Below are 16607 nucleotides of genomic sequence, written 5' to 3' on the forward strand. Positions count from 1 at the left end.
GCGTTATATAGTCCGGGGAATAGGATTTCGTCTACGTAGACCTTAGGGCCGCAAGGTAGCCAACAAATTGCACTATTCGTATAAATGGTCATTTAATTCAATTTATTGTTTCCCGTATGCAAATGAGTTTGATGTTTGTGGTTTGCCGTTTCAGGTTGCACTGTCTACGCACCATCCCGGCGTGTAGCAGCGCAACCTGAAACGGCAAATCGTAAGCAGTAAACTCACTTAGCAAGTGCCCAATCCAGTTCGCGGGCCCAGCAAACGTAGTGCCGCCTGACAATGGTCGATAGCGCTCCGATATTGGCTAAATCAGAGGCGTCGGCGATATCGCGGACAAGCCCATTCTTGAATTTGATCCGGATCGAGTCGCCCGTTGGCAGGTAGGCGGAATTGGTGGCCTGTCCTTCCACCAAAAAGTAAGACAACTCATCGTCTGATAGCCCCTTGCGTCGAAGCTGCTGCGTCATCTCCTCTACCAGAACGGGCTGGAATGGCTCAGTCGATAAAATGATTTTGAATAGACGACGGTCGAGCAGCATGCGGCACAAATTCGACAGTACCAGGTCGGGGTGGGTGGCCCAGGCTTTTACGCACGCCCAGACATCGTAGTCATCAATCCGGGTAAAGGCCTGCAAGTAGGCGGGGTTGGCCTGAAATTCATCGAAAGAGATGCTTTCGCGCAGGAACATCAGAAAGTCAGGCAGGGCATCGATCCGCTCTCCATTTCGGACTAGGAACCGCGCCCGCCGCAGGATCTGCACGAGCATCGACTCGCAGCAGATCGACGTTTTATGCAGGTAAACCTGCCAGTACATGAGCCGTCGGGCGTTCAGAAAATTCTCGACGCTCAGAATGCCTTTATCCTCAACCACGAGTTGGTCGTCGGCCAGGTCGAGCATCTTAATGATGCGTTCCGCGCCAATGGCTCCTTCGGCCACGCCCGTATAAAAACAGTCGCGGTTGAGGTAGTCCATCCGATCCATATCTAACTGACTGGAGATGAGCTGGTGGAAGAAAGGGCGGTGGTACGTGCCTTCAAACATTTCGATTGCCAGCGACAAGGCCCCGCCAAACTGTCGGTTCAGGTCGTGCATCAGCATTAGGGAGATGGCTTCGTGGGGTACGTCTTCCAGGATGCAGCATTCCAGTACGTGCGAAAAAGGCCCGTGGCCAATGTCGTGGAGCAGAATGGCAATCTGCGCCGCCTCGCATTCGGCCTCCGACAACTGGTTGCCTTTGCTGCACAGGGTACTCGTTGCCTGACCCATCAGGTGCATGGCTCCCAGCGCGTGGTGGAAGCGCGTGTGTAACGCACCAGGATACACGTACTCGGATAGGCCGAGCTGTTTGATACGCCGAAGCCGTTGAAAGTGTGGATGTTCGACCAGGTCGAAGAGTAACGGCGATTGAATACTGATGAAGCCGTAGACCGGGTCGTTAAGGATTTTCTTCTTGTTGGCCATAGGCTAAAGGTAACAGGTCGTTACTGCCTTAAAAACGAAAAATTAAGCCCTGTGGGCATTATTTCGGTCGAAAGCTGTATTTTTGTACCGTCATGAATAAATGATTATTCTGACAAGGGCTTGTAACTCAGTTGGTTAGAGTGCCTGACTCATAATCAGTAAGTCCCTGGTTCGAGCCCAGGCTGGCCCACAAGAATGCCCCGCAGCCAATTGTCACTGACAGTTTGTTCGCGGGGCATTTTTGATTTTCGCCAGGTACGTGTCTCTTGCCATTCGCTTTGTGACTACCACCGCTGGCTAAATCTGCGAAACATACACCGAGCAGTACACCAATCGGCTACTGCGAAAGATTGCCGAGCATCTGGGGTGGACCACTAAAGTCAGTACGCATACCGCCCGGCACACCTTCGGTACCAACTTCATCGAACTGGGCGGCGATGTGGTGACGCTTCAGGGCTACATGGGCCATTCCAAGATTCAGACCACCATGCAGTACGTGCACCTCAGCGAGCGGAGGAGACGCGAGCAGATCAATGTGTTTGATTACTTCAATGCGTAAACCAACTTTTAGTGGAATACCTGCCCCGAAAAATTTCAATACTTGGTTTCATCTACAGTTACTCGCGCACACTAGCATGAAATCCGTAGTTTTTAAGGACCCGACCCGACACTACGATTTTTTGTGTGGCTATGTGTAATTCGCTTTTATGAAACTCAATGTAGTGTGACAACTGGTTAGCAGCACTTATTATTGAGTTATATGTGCCTTTCGCTGTATTAACTTTTTGGACAATTTCGATTATCTCTTGGTCTTCATAATGCTCAGGAATAGCCAGTATAGAACGTATTGGATCCAGGAAGACTTCTGGAAACTTAGAAAGATTCGAATCGTCGCTTCTTAATTCGAAATATTCGTTTTTAAGTGCCCTTATAGAATCACGTAACGCCAATCTATTTTCCGAAGCTAATCTTATTTCCAGCTCACTTAATGACTTGGCAACCTCAACTACTTGTTGTTGATACGTTTTTTGCTGCTCATTATTTCTATCAGCCGCTTTCAAAACAGAGGTTATTATATTATTCATCCCTACTTCATAATTACTCAATGCTTCGAATATGTCAATGAATTTATGAGCCGGGTCGGTGTCGGCTTTTTCCCTTGTAGCATTAACGTAGGCGTGGTAATATTCCTCGTGATGGGCTGTCTTGAGAAGTCTTTCTACGAGATGATTGGGAACAAAACCAAAATCAGGAAGGTATACAGGTTCTTTAGAAAGTTCATGTAAGAATTTGTCTAAATGCCTTACATTATCAATTGTATTAGCGACTACTTGATTGAGTAATGCAGAAAGATATTTCAACTTGTCTTCTTCAAATTGCGCTCTTTTGGCTGCTTCTGCCTTTTTATTCAATTGTAGTTGTTCATAAAAAGTAAATAGAGCAACGCCTGCACCAATTAATGCCCCTGTTAATTGCTGGAGAAAGTCAATCCAGCCATTTTCTTTCGCAATAAACTCTCCTGATTGAAAAACTATATCCATTGCCCGGTTATTTACGGTTTAAAATTCCATTTTACTGTTGACTCTGTAGAATCAACTTCCTGTACCGCTTCACCGACGTTTCACTGATCTCGGTCAGGTTCACCGTCTCGGCCACCGACAACCCAGCCTGCATCGCTCTACGCACCTTCAAGAGCTTCACCGGATCAATGCCGGCGGGCCTGCCCATGTGCGTACCTTTCTCTTTGGCCAGCTCCCTACCTGCGCGGGTACGTTCATTGATGCTCTCCCGATCATACTCGGCCAGGGCGGCAAAGATGTCGAGCACCAGTTTGCCTGCCGGTGTGCTGGAGTCAACGCCCAGATCCAGCGCCTGAAATCGAATACCCTGCTGCACAAAGTCACGCATCAGTGTGATCAGGTAATCCCGGCTTCGGCCGAGCCGGGTGAAGCGAGCTACCATCACCGTGTCACCAAGTCGGAGTTTGGTCAGCATCCGGTCGAGCGCCGGACGATTTGTGCTGATGACGGTGATTTTATCCTGAAAAGCTAATCGACACCCGCGCGCTGGAGAGCATCGAGTTTGTTATCAAGGTTCTGATCAGTAATCGACACACGGGCTTAGCCGAAAACAACGTGGTTCATTGGGTCCCAAAAGTTAAGGCCACTAAGTTAGACGACCTAAACTTAGTGGCCCTACTTGTTGGCCTGCCTTTTCGGGCTATACCTGCGGCGAAGTCTGCCGAAATGGGTTGGTCGGGAAAGGTATAACTTTCTAGCTTATGGGCTAAGAAATACCAAGAGGAAGTTTAACCCATTATGTGGTCTTGACATGAACGAATCATGGTGGAGTGAAAGACGGTAAGTATACCCATGAGGTATGTTAACGGCCGTTTCTTTCAGCGAATTAAGTGCTACCCGACTATAATTTATACAATGCTACTGGTATCAAAGTGGTAGACAGAATAAGACCGGAAAATAATTGTTGACGACTGTAGCTAATACTTATTAACTCCCATAAACACAGGGTCTATAACTTCATCTATCCAACTACTATCCTATTCATATGATCACCGATTTGCTTGAAGCCCCCCAGTGCCCTAGTCAACAACTCCTGCTTATCCGACAGCACCATTTGGAGTGGGCTCAGTATTACAGTCAGCAGAGGAAAACCTGGCAAGCCTTAGTGCTTGTTCATGATCAACAACGGGCAGAACTTATTAATTCAGCCCCTCTCGAACAGGCATCTCTGCTGGCTCAGCAAACACAAAACATACTTTGTTGGCAACGTCGAAAAATGGCTATCTATCAAACTATCCGGGAACGTCAACAGCACGAGATGAACGATCTGAACCAACCAACCCGGTGGGGGGCGATTAAAGAGCTCATGTGAATAAAGTAAGTGTACTGATAAGTGTAAGTGAGCTGGCCTTGTCCTTTTAAAGATCTATTAAATTAATAGAGATACTAAACTGTGTGGCTCAATTCTTGTCCAATAACTCAACGTGTTGGTGGGTGCTCCTCCTGAACGACTTATGACTCCTCAAACAAAACTACTGCTATTGCTTATGGCCAGTTTTATGTGCTTTCTTGGCTACTGCGCAGCACTGATCGACTGGGTACAGGATTATCAGAGCGGCCTCTACGGGCGAGAGCTGGGAGAGGCCTCTATGGAGACGGGAGCCATTCTGCTTTACACGTATTCTGGTATTCGTTTCGCCAAAAGCAAGATCAAGTTACCTTGACGTACGTCGGGTGGCTGGTTGGTTTCTAAGCGCAGTTGTAGTTTTATGTCTCAGTCAAGTAAACCACTAACAGATTTGGTAGTACCCGGTTACCGCTACCTTCAGGACGCAGCCCTCATCGCTCACTGCGAGGGGGCCAACAATTACGCCCTGCTTCATTTAACAAAGCTTGAGCGGCCTCTTTTAGTCAACGCCACAACATTTCTGCTGACGACCCATAATGCTCCGCTGATGGTGACCAGAACGTTGAAGTATTTCGAGGAGCAATTGCCTCACTTCATCCGTATCAGCAAGAGCCTGTTGGTCAATCCGCTCTACATGGATAAAATCGTTGCGGTCAAAGGCCGGTCGATGCAAGTACACATGCTGGACGGAACCATCCTGAATGGGTCGCGCCGGCGGATTCTGGAGACCACCGACAAATTCACCCTCTACCAGGAGGGTGTGGCCGCCAGGCAGGGCAAACCAGCGTAGAAAGGCTTGTGGGGCCTGGTCAGAGGCCAGGAGGATGCTACTCCGATACTATCGATAGCAAATCCGGGCCTTTGTTTCACCGGCTTATGCTTCGCTTGTTTGTGAGGTCAACTACCAGGCATTTGCCGGGAGGTAGCATATAAATCAGTAGTTTGACCGAAATCAGGGCAGTCGAAAAGTCGGCCAGACGTTAGTAGGCCACACTTTCTTTCAGCCCGATTCGGCCGGCACGTACCTGAAAGCTCGATTAGTTAGCTCATAAGGAGCCAAAAGGCACCGCTATCTCACAATTGACCTATTTTTTAACGGAAATCGTCAACTTATAGTCATGTAGCTTTAGAACTACTCGCTATATGGTCTTCTTACTAACGGCAATTGACGAAGCGTGCGAGATACGAGAGTTTACCTGCCATCTCGACAAGCTGGAGAATGGACTTGATTTCCTGAGCGATCTGGTAGCTCAGGGTTACATTTTGTTGAAAGCACGCATCCTGGACGAGAACAACTTCACTCAACTGCCAGTAGAAGCCTTCGATGGAGTTCCCTTTTCAACGGCGCTACAGCAGATCGAGGAGGAGTGGAAAACGATCCTGAATGAACCTGTCAGTCGGGCCAGCGTAGCTCATCAGGCCCACATTCAACGGGTACAACAGAAACTGGCTCAATGCGATAAACTCATCGCAAGCTACAAGCTGACTATTACCAGACTAACGGCATTGGTGGAACGGGCGCACAATCTGGCTGAATCCAGGCAACGAGGTTCCGGGTTTATCGATCACTATAAATCCATCATCGATAGCTACGACACCCGGCTGGTCAACGCCTACGTGATTCACCACCAGCTAAGCCAGCGACTACGCCAACTAGGAGCCAATCAATGAGCGCTATCAAGCACACATACCTGGCTGAGGCATCTTGTGATCGGCATCGCTCATGTGTGGCAGCGTGGTCAATATCGGTTGGGGTGCAGACAGAGCGACCAGTAGGCTACAATCGCCCGGAACTGCGTTTCGAGTTCGCCATACTTTGTCGGAATCTCAAACATGCCCTGTATCGTCATCTCGTAAGCCTCTTCTACCAATGTACGGTCGGCCGGATGCGCCATAAAGAGAAAGGGAATTGCCTGCCTCTTAAGGTTGGCGTCACTTTCAATCTCGTGCCTGAGCTGAAGGCCGGTCATGCCGGGTAAACTGGTATCGCAGAGAATCAGAAACGGAGGCTTGTGCTCGCCTCTCAGATGATCCAGTACTTGTTGGCCATGACTAAAATAGATAATTGGGTTTGGCAGGTTGATCTTTTTCAAGACGTTCTCAAACAGCAATAAGTCATCGTCATCAACGATGAGAATAATCGGGCCCTGTAAGCTCATGTCATCTAGATAGGTATACAGAATTCAGAAACGGGATTGATGTCCGTTAGTTTGAAATCCGGCCATTTCTCGATTTAAGGTCAGCAGGCTGGTACTTGCGCCAGCCTGCTGACGACTGGTTATGGGCTACGCTACGGTTGCTACCGCGTTGTTACCAAACCTGCGCTTGCTGAGTTTCGGGCTTGTAGAGTTTCTGACCTGGTTTTACGCCGTAAGCAGTGTAGAATGGGGCAAAATTGGTGAGTGGGCCGTTCACCCGAAACTTAGCCGGTGAGTGGGGATCAGTGGCGACGCCAACCCGCTCGCTCTCGTCGCGTACCTTGATGCGCCATACCTGAGCAAAGCCCAGGAAGAACCGCTGATCGGGGGTAAAGCCGTCGATCTTGTCGGTGCCCTGTGCCTGCTTGGTCAGTTTAAAGGCCTGATAGGCCAGGGTAATGCCGCCAAGGTCGGCCAGGTTTTCGCCCAACGTGAGGCGGCCGTTGAGGTGAAGCTTATCCAGTACCGTATAGGTATTGTACTGGTCAACAACTGCCTGGGTTTTGGCCGTAAACCGCTCGGCATCGCTTTTTGTCCACCAGTCGCGGAGGTTACCGGCGGCATCATATTGTCGGCCCTGATCGTCGAAGAGGTGGGTCATTTCGTGGCCAATCACCATCCCGATACCTCCATAGTTGATGGCATCGTCGGCGTCTTTATCGAAGAAGGGAAATTGCAGGATGCCGGCCGGAAAGACAATCTCGTTGTTGGTCGGGTTAGCGTAGGCATTAACCGTCGGAGGCGTCATGAACCACTCCGCCCGGTCGACGGGCTTATTGATTTTGGCGAACTGTTCGCGCTGGTGGTGTGCCCACGCCCGCCGTACGTTGCCAAAGTAATCGTCGCGCTTGATGGTAACGTCTGAATACTCTTTCCACTTGTCGGGGTACCCAATCTTTTTAACGAATTTGTCGAGCTTCTCCAGGGCAATTTTCTTGGTTTCGGGGGCCATCCAGTCGAGCTTGTTAATGCGCTCCCGGTACACGGTCTGCAGGTTGTCGACCAGCTTCAGCATGCGCTCCTTGGCTTCGGGCGGAAAAAACTTCTTGACCCACAACTGGCCCAGTGCTTCACCCAGTGCTTCATCGACCCGGCCCGAGATGCGTTTCCAGCGGGGCTGCATTTCGGGTTGACCGTACAGGGTTTTATTCCGGAAATTGAAATTAGCCTGCTCGAAGTCCCGACTTAGTAACGCAGCATGGCCGTCGAGCAGATCGAACACAAGAATGTCCTTCAATACGGCGATGGGGATGGTTGGCAGCAGCTTGTTCAGGGCCTGATAATAGCCGGGTTGTCCCACCAGCACTGTGTCTACTTTTGCCAGCTTCATGGTATTCAGTAACTCCCGCCAGTTGAGGGCGGGCATCTGCTTAGTCAAGTCGGCGACGGCCAGCTTGTTGTAGTTGGCTACCGGATCGCGCAGGTCTGCCGGGGCTTTGTGCGACTTGGCCAGTGTGGTTTCGACCTGTAGAATGGCCGTAGCCCGGGCCCTGGCCGACACCGAATCGGCACCAACCAGCGTAAACAGTTTAGTCACATAGGTCAGAAAGGCGGCCCTGACCTTGCGGGTGGCTTCGTCATTTTTGGCGTAGTACTCTTTCTCGGGCAGCGACGTACCTGCCTGGCTAAAGCTGATGCGATTAATGCTGCTCTGGCGGTCATCGGCACCAACGTACACACCAAAGAATTTTCCTCCCGCATCGGTTTCATCGGTGGCCACGTAGGTTAATACGCTTTTGTAGTCGGTGAGGGCGGCAATCTTCGCCAGTTCTGCCTTTACCGGTTCGTAGCCAAGCTTATCGATCGTGACCGTGTCCATACCGCTGGCGTACAGATCGCCAACCTGCTGCGCGGCACTGCCGCCGTTAGCATTGCTGCCCGCCACTTCTTCCAGAATCGACTTTGTTTTGAGCTGGTTCTCATTGTACAACTGGTAAAACGACCCCCAACCGGTTTGGTCGCCTGGAATCTTGGTTTTCTTGACCCAGCCGCCATTGGCATACGTAAAGAAATCGTTGCCCGGACTCACGGTGGTGTCCATGCCCGATTTGTCGAAGAATGAAGACCGGCTGACCGTTTCCTGCTCTTTTTTCTGGCAGCCTGCCAGCAGCAGACCAAGCCCGAGCAATAAGTGGTGTTTCAAGGGTGTCATGTATCGAGTTTAGCTAATGAATCAAACGAATGTAGGAACTATGCTGCTCTGTAAGCGGGCGGCGTCTAAAAATCAACGGATACACAAGTACGTTTCGAACTGGCGCGGGGGCACGGTCGCCGAATTATCCGTAAGTTCGCCCCTCACTTATCAACGACGAACATGACTGTACAACCGATCGATACCGGCTTTTTTAAACTCGATGGCGGCGCCATGTTTGGCGTAGTGCCTAAGGCACTCTGGCAGAAAAGCGTGCCTGCCGATGAGCAGAACCGCTGCAACTGGGCCATGCGCTGCCTGCTGATCGAGGCTGGTAACCGGCTGGTGCTGGTCGACACGGGTATTGGTACGAAGCAGGACGAAAAGTTTTTTGGTCATTACGCCCTGAACGGTGACGCCACGCTGGCGACCTCGATCCATATGGCGGGCTATTCGCTGAACGAGGTGACAGACGTGTTACTGACCCACCTGCACTTCGACCACGTCGGTGGGGCTGTTGAGCGGGTAGGGGATCGCCTTAGCCCAACGTTTTCCAAGGCCGTTTACTGGACACACCCGGCACATCTCGACTGGGCCATTCGCCCGAACCCCCGTGAGAAAGCTTCGTTTTTGCGGGAGAACATTGTGCCGTTGCAGGAGAGCGGGCAACTGCAGTTTTTCGGCGACACGTACCTGAACATACCGGGACTGGAGCTGATTTACGTGGACGGCCATACGGAGAAGATGGCGTTGCCTAAGCTGACCGTTGGTGACCGCACACTGCTCTATTGTGCGGACCTTATTCCATCGTCGGCGCACATACCGCTGCCGTATGTAATGAGTTATGATGTGCGGCCGTTACTAACAATGACCGAAAAGGAGCAATTGCTCACTGCTGCTGCCGAAAATAACTGGATACTGGTCTTCGAGCACGACGCAGCAACGGAAGTGGCTACCGTGGAGCAAACCGACCGGGGTGTTAAACTGCGTGAGCGGGGTACGTTAGCGGAGTTGCTGGGCTAAACTTTCAGCCTGTACAGTACGTTTGCGAAAGACGAGTATCGTAGTAGAAATAGCTGTAACTCAATGAAGATTGGCTTGGTTTTATCGGGCGGGGGTGCCCGGGGCATTGCCCACCTCGGCGTCATTAAAGCCCTTCAGGAGCAGGGTATTGATGTTTGCCGACTGTCGGGAACAAGTGCCGGTGCCATCACAGGTGCGCTGACGGCAACAGGGTACCTGCCCGATGAATCGCTGAAAATTATTGAGTCGTCGTCGTTTGTGCGCCACCTACGCCCCGCCTGGACCCGTATGGGTCTGTTGCGTATCGATACCGCCATCGACCTGTACCGGAAGTACATTCCAAAAGATAGTTTCGAGGCGCTGGCCATTCCGCTTCATGTGGCGGCGGTAGACCTCAATGCGGGGGAACTGATCATTTTTGAAGAGGGCGAACTCATCCGCCCGGTACTTGCCTCCTGCTGTTTACCGGGTATTTTCGAGCCCATGCTGATCAATAAGAAGCAGTATATCGACGGTGGAGCGCTGAATAACCTGCCCATTGAGCCGTTGCTGGGTAAAGTCGATTATATTATCGGGTCTCACTGCAATCCGTTTCCGGCCAATAAGCCCATCCGCACGGCGCGGGGCGTTATTGAGCGCAGTTTGGTATTATCCGTGCGGAGCAAAACCACTGAGCGGTTGGCCCTGTGTAACTATGTCATTGAGCCGCCCTCACTGGTCAACTACAGCGTTTCAGACATTCGTCATGCCCGCGAAATATTTCAGGCGGGTTACCGGCATGCCCGTACTTTGCGTGTAGCCGACGCTATTTCCAGCGCGCTCTAACTACTTAAGTATTTTACGGGTAAAAATCAGCTTTTCAGCTGACATAAGGACTTATATTGCCTTTTGTGTTTATTAAATAGGGATTTTTTGGTGATATATATACATTATATTCAGTTTCATAGCATCAGGAGATATATTTATATAATTAGACATAACAGGTATAGTTAGAAGATTATTTTGGATAATATCAAAAGGTCAAAATAAAAGATTGTCGAAGTAGATTAAATCCCTTGTTTGTGAATTGTCGATTAGTAGATTTGCTGATTCAGTAATTGACGTATTTACACTTAATCGAAAGCTAGTCTACATGAGGAAATTACTACTTATGAGCTTCCTATTGGTTTGCTCGGTCTGTTCCATGAGTTTGGCGCAGGACAGAATCGTAACGGGTAAAGTGACCTCGGCGGATGATGGTGCAGCTATGCCTGGCGTATCCATTGTCATCAAGGGAACTACACGCGGAGTCAACGCCGATGCAAGTGGATCGTACTCGATCAGCGTACCGGCTCGGGGCGCGAAACTGGTGTTCAGCTTTGTTGGATCAACCCCGCAGGAGATTGAGGTGACCAACCAGGCCACTATTAACGTAAGTCTGGAGAGTGACAGTAAGCAACTGGGCGAAGTAGTAGTAACAGCTCAGGGTGTAGTACGCGAAAAAAGGGCATTGGGGTACGCTGTTACGGCCGTCGATAAAAAATCAATTGAAGATCGTCCAATTGCCGACGTAGGGCGGGTATTACAGGGGAAAGTGCCCGGCGTAAACATCACCGCTACATCGGGGGTGTCGGGCACAGGGACCAACATCACCATTCGTGGTTATTCGTCAATTACGGGGTCAAACCAGCCTCTGTTTGTAGTCGATGGCGTTCCGTTCAACTCCAACACTAATACGCGGGGCGGATTTACCGGTGGCGGTCAGTCATCGTCGAGCCGTTTCCTGGACCTCGATCCTAACAATGTAGAGAATATCGTGGTCCTGAAAGGGCTGGCAGCAACAGTAACCTACGGCGACCAGGGCCGGAATGGCGTTATTCTGGTGACGACGAAAAACGGCAGCAAGAAGGCGCGTAAAACGGAGTTTACCTTAACCCAATCGTTCTTTACCAACAAAGCTCACCTGCCTGTTTACCAGAATGAATATGTCGGTGGGTTTCAGCAGAACTTAGGCTACTTCTTCAGCAATTGGGGCCCAACTCTCGCAGAAGCGGCCATTTATCCGTCGCAAAACACAAACACAGCGCTGACCAATCACCCGTACGCGTTTCTGTCGGTGGCGTCAACAAGAGCTGCTTTGGCTGATTATGTGGCGTCGGTGAGTCCCTACAAAATGCAGGTGTTTCCGAACAACATCAGCGATTTTTTCCGGACAGGTCAAATATCGAACACCTCGCTTAACATCTCGGGGGGTGGCGAAAAAGTGAGCTATAACGCGTCGGCCGGTTACAACGATGAGGGTGGTTATATTCCCAACAACGGTCTGAAACGGCTAAACCTCGGTCTGGGTATCAACGCGCAGATGAGCAAGCGGCTCACCGTGCAGACGTCTATCAACTTTGCTAATACCGACCAGTTTGCACCGCCACTCAGTGCCGGTCAGGGCAACAACGCCAACGATTTTCCGTCGGTGCTGGCCAACGTAATGTACACGCCCCGGCAGGTCGATCTAATGGGTTGGCCATATGAAAACCCCACCGATGGCAGCTCCGTCTATTTCCGCAGCGGCAACGACATTCCGAACCCACGCTGGGTGCTTGAAAACTACAAAACAACGGGCGTGGTCAACCGGGTATTTGCCGCCACCACCGCTACGTACGATTTTGGGAAAGATCTGATGCTGTTGTACAAAGTAGGTCTGGATACGTATGACGAAACGCAGGAGTTTAAGCTCAACAAAGGCGGTGTTCAGTTCGTAAACGGCTTTTACAACACCCTGAATTTCAAGAACACGATCTGGGATAACAGCCTCATTCTGTCGTACTCAAAATCGTTGAACGATAAGCTGGCCCTGTCGGGGAAGGTAGGCGGCAACCTGCGGAACGACCGGTTCAGCCAGTACAATATTACGAGCCAGAACCAATTGGCCAGAAACCTGTTCCGTCACTCAAATTTCATTGATAATGTGGCGTCGAACTTTACCTCGGAGCAAACCCGGATGGGTATTTTCGGGGAGTTAACGGCTGATTACAACAACTTTCTGTTTCTGAATTTTGCCGGTCGGAGCGACTGGACGTCAACCGTCGAGAAAGAGAATCGCCAGATATTCTATCCCTCGGGCAGTATCTCGTTTATCCCTACCACGGCGTTTCAGGGATTAAGCTCATCGACGCTGAGCTTTCTGAAACTCCGGGCGGGTGTGGGTACGTCGGCGGGTTTTCCTAACCCATACAGCACGCGCAACATTCTGAACCAGAGTGCCAGAGGATGGCTTAACGGGGGGACGCCTGTGCAAACGCACTCGGTGGACAACACGCTGGGTAACCCAAATTTGAAGCCCGAACTGCATAGCGAAGTGGAATTTGGCCTGGAAGGGAAGCTGTTCAACAGCCGCATTGGGTTCGACCTTACGGCTTACCGGCGCATTACCCGTGACCTGATCACCAACTCGCCACTCGATGCCGCTACCGGTTTTACCCAAACAACGATCAACATTGGTAAGATCCGGAACCAGGGGATTGAACTTAGCCTGAACGCGGCCATCCTGCGTGGTCGTGCGCTGGGCTGGGACCTGACGGCGAACTACTCGCGCAACGAACCGATTGTGCTCGACCTCGGAGGTACGTTACAGGAGGTACAGGTGACCGGCTTTGGATCGTCGCTGGGAAACTACGCTATTGTTGGGCAGCCGTTCAACATCATCAAGGGCACGGGCTTCCGTCGGAACGAACAGGGCCAACTGCTGATCGGCAACAACGGCTATCTACAGGCCACTACGTCGCCCGTGGTGCTGGGTGACCCCAACCCTGCGTTCACCACCAGTTTGATCAATGACTTTAGTTATAAAGGATTGTCGCTGAGCGTGATGATGTCGTACCGGCACGGTGGCGTGATGTACTCGTCATCGGCTGGAGCCCTGCTGGGCCGTGGTCTGACGATCGACAATTCCCTGGAAGCGGGTTATGACCGGGCGCAAACCTTCATTTTCCCCGGTGTGAAAGCAGACGGAACACCGAATACCACTCAGGTAACGGCCTCAGACGTAGCCTTCAACAACGTGTATTTCTTTGGTGACGAAGGCCGGATTTTCGACGGCTCTACCATCCGGTTGCAGGAAGTGTCGTTGTCGTACCAACTGCCAAAAGCCCTATTGGGTAAAGCCTTTATCAAAGCAGCTTCGCTCTCGTTCTCGGGCAACAACCTGTGGTACAGAGCTATAAACATGCCCAAGGGCCTGAACTTCGATACAGATAATCTGGGCCTCGGGGTTGGTAACGGACTAGGTTTTGAATTCCTGACTGGTCCAAGTGCCCGTCGGGTTGGTGGCACGCTGAAACTGACTTTCTAACCTTATCGGTGTACCGTGCTTTGCCCATTATACCGGGCATCGCGCATGACAACCATCTCTCATTTGTTCTCTCGCAATACGATGAAAAAGATAGTCAAACTGTCAATAATGGCCCTGTGTGCTGTGTTTGTCAGCTCCTGTAAACTGGATTTGCTGGACAATCCAAATGCAGTGACCACCAAAAACACGGATATTAATTACCTGCTTAGCCAGATTGAACTAAGCTACGCCGGGCATTTCAACCAGGTGAGCGATCCGGGTATGCGGCTGACCCGGATGCTCAATCAGGGAGCGGCTATTTATGATAACGCCGTGTCGCCCGGTAGTCAGGATGGAACCTGGTCTACGGCCTATGCAGGCATTCTGAACGACATAAAAACGATTGTGCCGCTGGCCGAAGGAAACGAGTTGTTTGTGCATGCGGGCATTGCCCGTACGCTCCGCGCTTCGGTGCTGGCCAATATGGTCGATGTGTTCGGCGATGTGCCCTATTCAGAAGCGTTGAACGCCGATAACTTCAACCCGAAAGTGGAGAGCGGTGCCACCATTTATACTGCCGCGCTGGCCGATCTGGATAAGGCGATCGAAAACTTCAATGCCAAGTCGAAAGCGGGAGCCCCGGGCGATCTGTATTTTGCCGGTACGATTGATAGCTGGATACGTACCGCCAACACTATGAAGCTGAAACTGCTGCTGAACCGTCGATTAATCGATAAAGCAGGGTCTACGGCGGGCATTAGTGCGCTGGTGACTGCCGACAAACTGATCTCGACAGCGGCACAAAACTTCGTATTCAAATACGGCACCAACCTGACCAACCCCGATACCCGACACCCGCGTTACGCTGGTCAGTATTCGCCTACGGGGGGTGGCGATTACCAGTCTAACTCGTACATGGGAACGATGTATGAGAGCAAGGGTGCCCCGGACCCACGAATGCGCTTTTACTTCTATCGCCAGGTGGTCGTAAACACGAAAGACGTAAACGAACTGCGGTGCATTACCAACCAGAAACCCGCACACTATGGCAACAATGACTACTTCTGTCTGCCCACGTCAGTAGGCTACTGGGGCCGCGACCATCTAAGCAACGAGGGTATTCCACCAGATGGTCTGAAGCGTACGGCCTGGGGCGTATACCCCGCCGGTGGTTCGTTCGACGACGACGCGGGTAAGCCGGTGACACTGGGTGCCGGTGCTGGCGGGGCGGGTATTCATCCGATCATGATGCGCTCATTCGTCGATTTCATGTTGGCCGAAGCCGCTCTGCAACTGGGTGTGTCGGGTAACCCCAGAGCCCTCTTGAAATCAGGTATCGAAAAATCAATGGCTGATGTGCGTACACTGGCACTCGGCACCGGCGAGGCGGGCAAGATTGCCACGTTTGAAGCCGACAAGAAGATCGTCTGGGCCGATGAGGTGACGAAGTATGTCAATAAAGTGCTTGCCAATTACGATGCCGCCACTACCGACGACGCTAAAATGAACATTATTGGCACCGAATACTGGCTGGCTTTGCACGGAAACGGCGTTGAAGCGTACAACCTGTATCGCCGCACAGGCAAGCCCGCTAATCAGCAGCCTGCGCTGGAAGTAAATCCGGGTCAGTTTGTCCGTTCGTTCTATTATCCAACCTCGTTTATCGCCCGCAACGCCAACGCGAAGCAGAAAGCGAGTATGGCCGTTCCTGTGTTCTGGGATACCAATCCTGCGGGATTTGTGAAATAATGGTTAATCGATGTTCTACGATTTTTGATCTTCAATCAAGTACTCATGAAATATGTCAACAACCTGGCCTTACTGCTGATGACGGTGGTGCTGGCGGTATCCTGCAAAACGCAGATGATTGATAAACTGGACGATTTCAATCTGGAGCAGGGCGGGTATATGCGTACAGTAACGCCTTACCCGGTGTTGGCCGCTACGTTTGCCGTCAGTAAAGAAAATATGGGCGGTACTAAAATGGAGTTTGTTGCTGAGGCGGTTACGCCAAATGGCGGGGCTAATTTCGCCAGCTACGACCTGTCGATCCGGTTCGTTGATGCAACACCAGCCAACGGTACTCTAACGACCAGTATTGTGAGCCTGAAGTCGATTCCTGCGTCGGCCTACACGAAAGACCCGATTACGGGTTACCCACGGGCAACTATTTCGGTGACTGGCGCAGAAGCACTGACGGCCACTAAGCTAACTGCCAACGATGTGTCGATTGGTGATCGGTTCGAGGTGACGGCTACCATGAAGCTCACCGATGGTAAAACGTTCACCGCCGCTAACACTGCCGCCGACATAACGGGTGGCGCGTTTTACAGTTCACCATTTTTCTACCGAATTAATGTAGTTAAATAGGCAGACTCGGTATGTGTGAACACAGGTCTTTCCAGGTACGTCTATTTGTCCGGCGTACCTGGAAAGACCTTTTTTATACCTGTTTGGCAAGGCAGTGCTCAGGTAGCTTAACGCTGAGTTCCAGGATACTTAGCTCACTCGTTATAACGGCAAGTTGATTCGACAACAGCAATGGACTTGTGCTG

Annotated in this window: 15 protein-coding genes and 1 tRNA gene; 11 read left to right on the forward strand and 5 right to left on the reverse strand. The window is 51.1% G+C overall.

Annotated features, from left to right (window positions below; translation table 11 throughout):
- Window positions 1-224: 224 nt before the first annotated feature.
- Entirely contained in the window at window positions 225-1466 is a 1242-nt protein-coding gene (locus tag F7231_RS02705) for an HD domain-containing protein (protein WP_085414816.1), read from the reverse strand.
- 116 nt (window positions 1467-1582) lie between these two features.
- Here F7231_RS02705 and F7231_RS02710 point away from each other — a divergent pair.
- Window positions 1583-1656, forward strand: a tRNA-Ile gene (locus F7231_RS02710).
- A 171-nt stretch (window positions 1657-1827) separates the two neighbouring features.
- Window positions 1828-2025 (forward strand): tyrosine-type recombinase/integrase, encoded by a 198-nt coding sequence (locus F7231_RS27810; protein WP_374757367.1) that lies wholly within the window; start codon window positions 1828-1830, stop codon window positions 2023-2025.
- Window positions 2026-2083: 58 nt separating this feature from the next.
- Here the strand turns inward: F7231_RS27810 and F7231_RS02720 are convergent, their stop codons facing one another.
- Complete coding sequence (locus tag F7231_RS02720) at window positions 2084-3007, reverse strand: hypothetical protein (protein WP_166690815.1); 924 nt, start codon at window positions 3005-3007, stop codon at window positions 2084-2086.
- A 31-nt stretch (window positions 3008-3038) separates the two neighbouring features.
- Window positions 3039-3500 (reverse strand): recombinase family protein, encoded by a 462-nt coding sequence (locus F7231_RS02725; protein ID WP_310589279.1) that lies wholly within the window; start codon window positions 3498-3500, stop codon window positions 3039-3041.
- Between the two features lie 531 nt (window positions 3501-4031).
- On the opposite strand from F7231_RS02725, the gene F7231_RS02730 reads away from it, so the two are divergent.
- The 4 genes from F7231_RS02730 to F7231_RS02745 all read left to right on the forward strand — a co-directional run bounded on the left by F7231_RS02730 (window position 4032) and on the right by F7231_RS02745 (window position 6065).
- The gene (locus F7231_RS02730; protein ID WP_166690816.1) at window positions 4032-4358 is read left to right on the forward strand and encodes a hypothetical protein; all 327 of its coding nucleotides are present in this window, start codon (window positions 4032-4034) and stop codon (window positions 4356-4358) included.
- Between the two features lie 142 nt (window positions 4359-4500).
- Window positions 4501-4710, forward strand: coding sequence for a hypothetical protein (locus tag F7231_RS02735; protein WP_085414810.1), 210 nt, complete (start codon window positions 4501-4503; stop codon window positions 4708-4710).
- A gap of 45 nt (window positions 4711-4755) precedes the next feature.
- Window positions 4756-5184, forward strand: coding sequence for a LytTR family DNA-binding domain-containing protein (locus tag F7231_RS02740; RefSeq protein ID WP_166690817.1), 429 nt, complete (start codon window positions 4756-4758; stop codon window positions 5182-5184).
- A gap of 353 nt (window positions 5185-5537) precedes the next feature.
- A complete protein-coding gene (locus F7231_RS02745) occupies window positions 5538-6065 on the forward strand; it encodes a hypothetical protein (protein ID WP_085414808.1) in 528 nt (175 codons plus the stop codon).
- Between the two features lie 68 nt (window positions 6066-6133).
- Here F7231_RS02745 and F7231_RS02750 read toward each other — a convergent pair whose 3' ends face one another.
- Both F7231_RS02750 and F7231_RS02755 read right to left on the reverse strand, forming a co-directional pair.
- Window positions 6134-6553, reverse strand: coding sequence for a response regulator (locus F7231_RS02750; RefSeq protein WP_085414807.1), 420 nt, complete (start codon window positions 6551-6553; stop codon window positions 6134-6136).
- 151 nt (window positions 6554-6704) lie between these two features.
- A complete protein-coding gene (locus F7231_RS02755) occupies window positions 6705-8744 on the reverse strand; it encodes a M13 family metallopeptidase (protein WP_166690818.1) in 2040 nt (679 codons plus the stop codon).
- A 162-nt stretch (window positions 8745-8906) separates the two neighbouring features.
- Here F7231_RS02755 and F7231_RS02760 point away from each other — a divergent pair, with 162 nt between their 5' ends.
- The 5 genes from F7231_RS02760 to F7231_RS02780 all read left to right on the forward strand — a co-directional run bounded on the left by F7231_RS02760 (window position 8907) and on the right by F7231_RS02780 (window position 16422).
- Complete coding sequence (locus F7231_RS02760) at window positions 8907-9746, forward strand: MBL fold metallo-hydrolase (protein ID WP_166690819.1); 840 nt, start codon at window positions 8907-8909, stop codon at window positions 9744-9746.
- Between the two features lie 63 nt (window positions 9747-9809).
- Complete coding sequence (locus F7231_RS02765) at window positions 9810-10571, forward strand: patatin-like phospholipase family protein (protein WP_085414804.1); 762 nt, start codon at window positions 9810-9812, stop codon at window positions 10569-10571.
- A gap of 307 nt (window positions 10572-10878) precedes the next feature.
- Entirely contained in the window at window positions 10879-14073 is a 3195-nt protein-coding gene (locus F7231_RS02770; protein WP_166690820.1) for a SusC/RagA family TonB-linked outer membrane protein, read from the forward strand.
- An 81-nt stretch (window positions 14074-14154) separates the two neighbouring features.
- Window positions 14155-15801, forward strand: a complete 1647-nt coding sequence (locus tag F7231_RS02775) for a SusD/RagB family nutrient-binding outer membrane lipoprotein (protein WP_085414802.1) — start codon at window positions 14155-14157, stop codon at window positions 15799-15801.
- Between the two features lie 45 nt (window positions 15802-15846).
- A complete protein-coding gene (locus tag F7231_RS02780; RefSeq protein WP_085414801.1) occupies window positions 15847-16422 on the forward strand; it encodes a hypothetical protein in 576 nt (191 codons plus the stop codon).
- Window positions 16423-16607: the final 185 nt, after the last annotated feature.

It is taken from the genome of Fibrivirga algicola, from assembly GCF_011742925.1.
In the GTDB taxonomy this organism is placed as follows: Bacteria; Bacteroidota; Bacteroidia; order Cytophagales; family Spirosomataceae; genus Fibrella; species Fibrella algicola.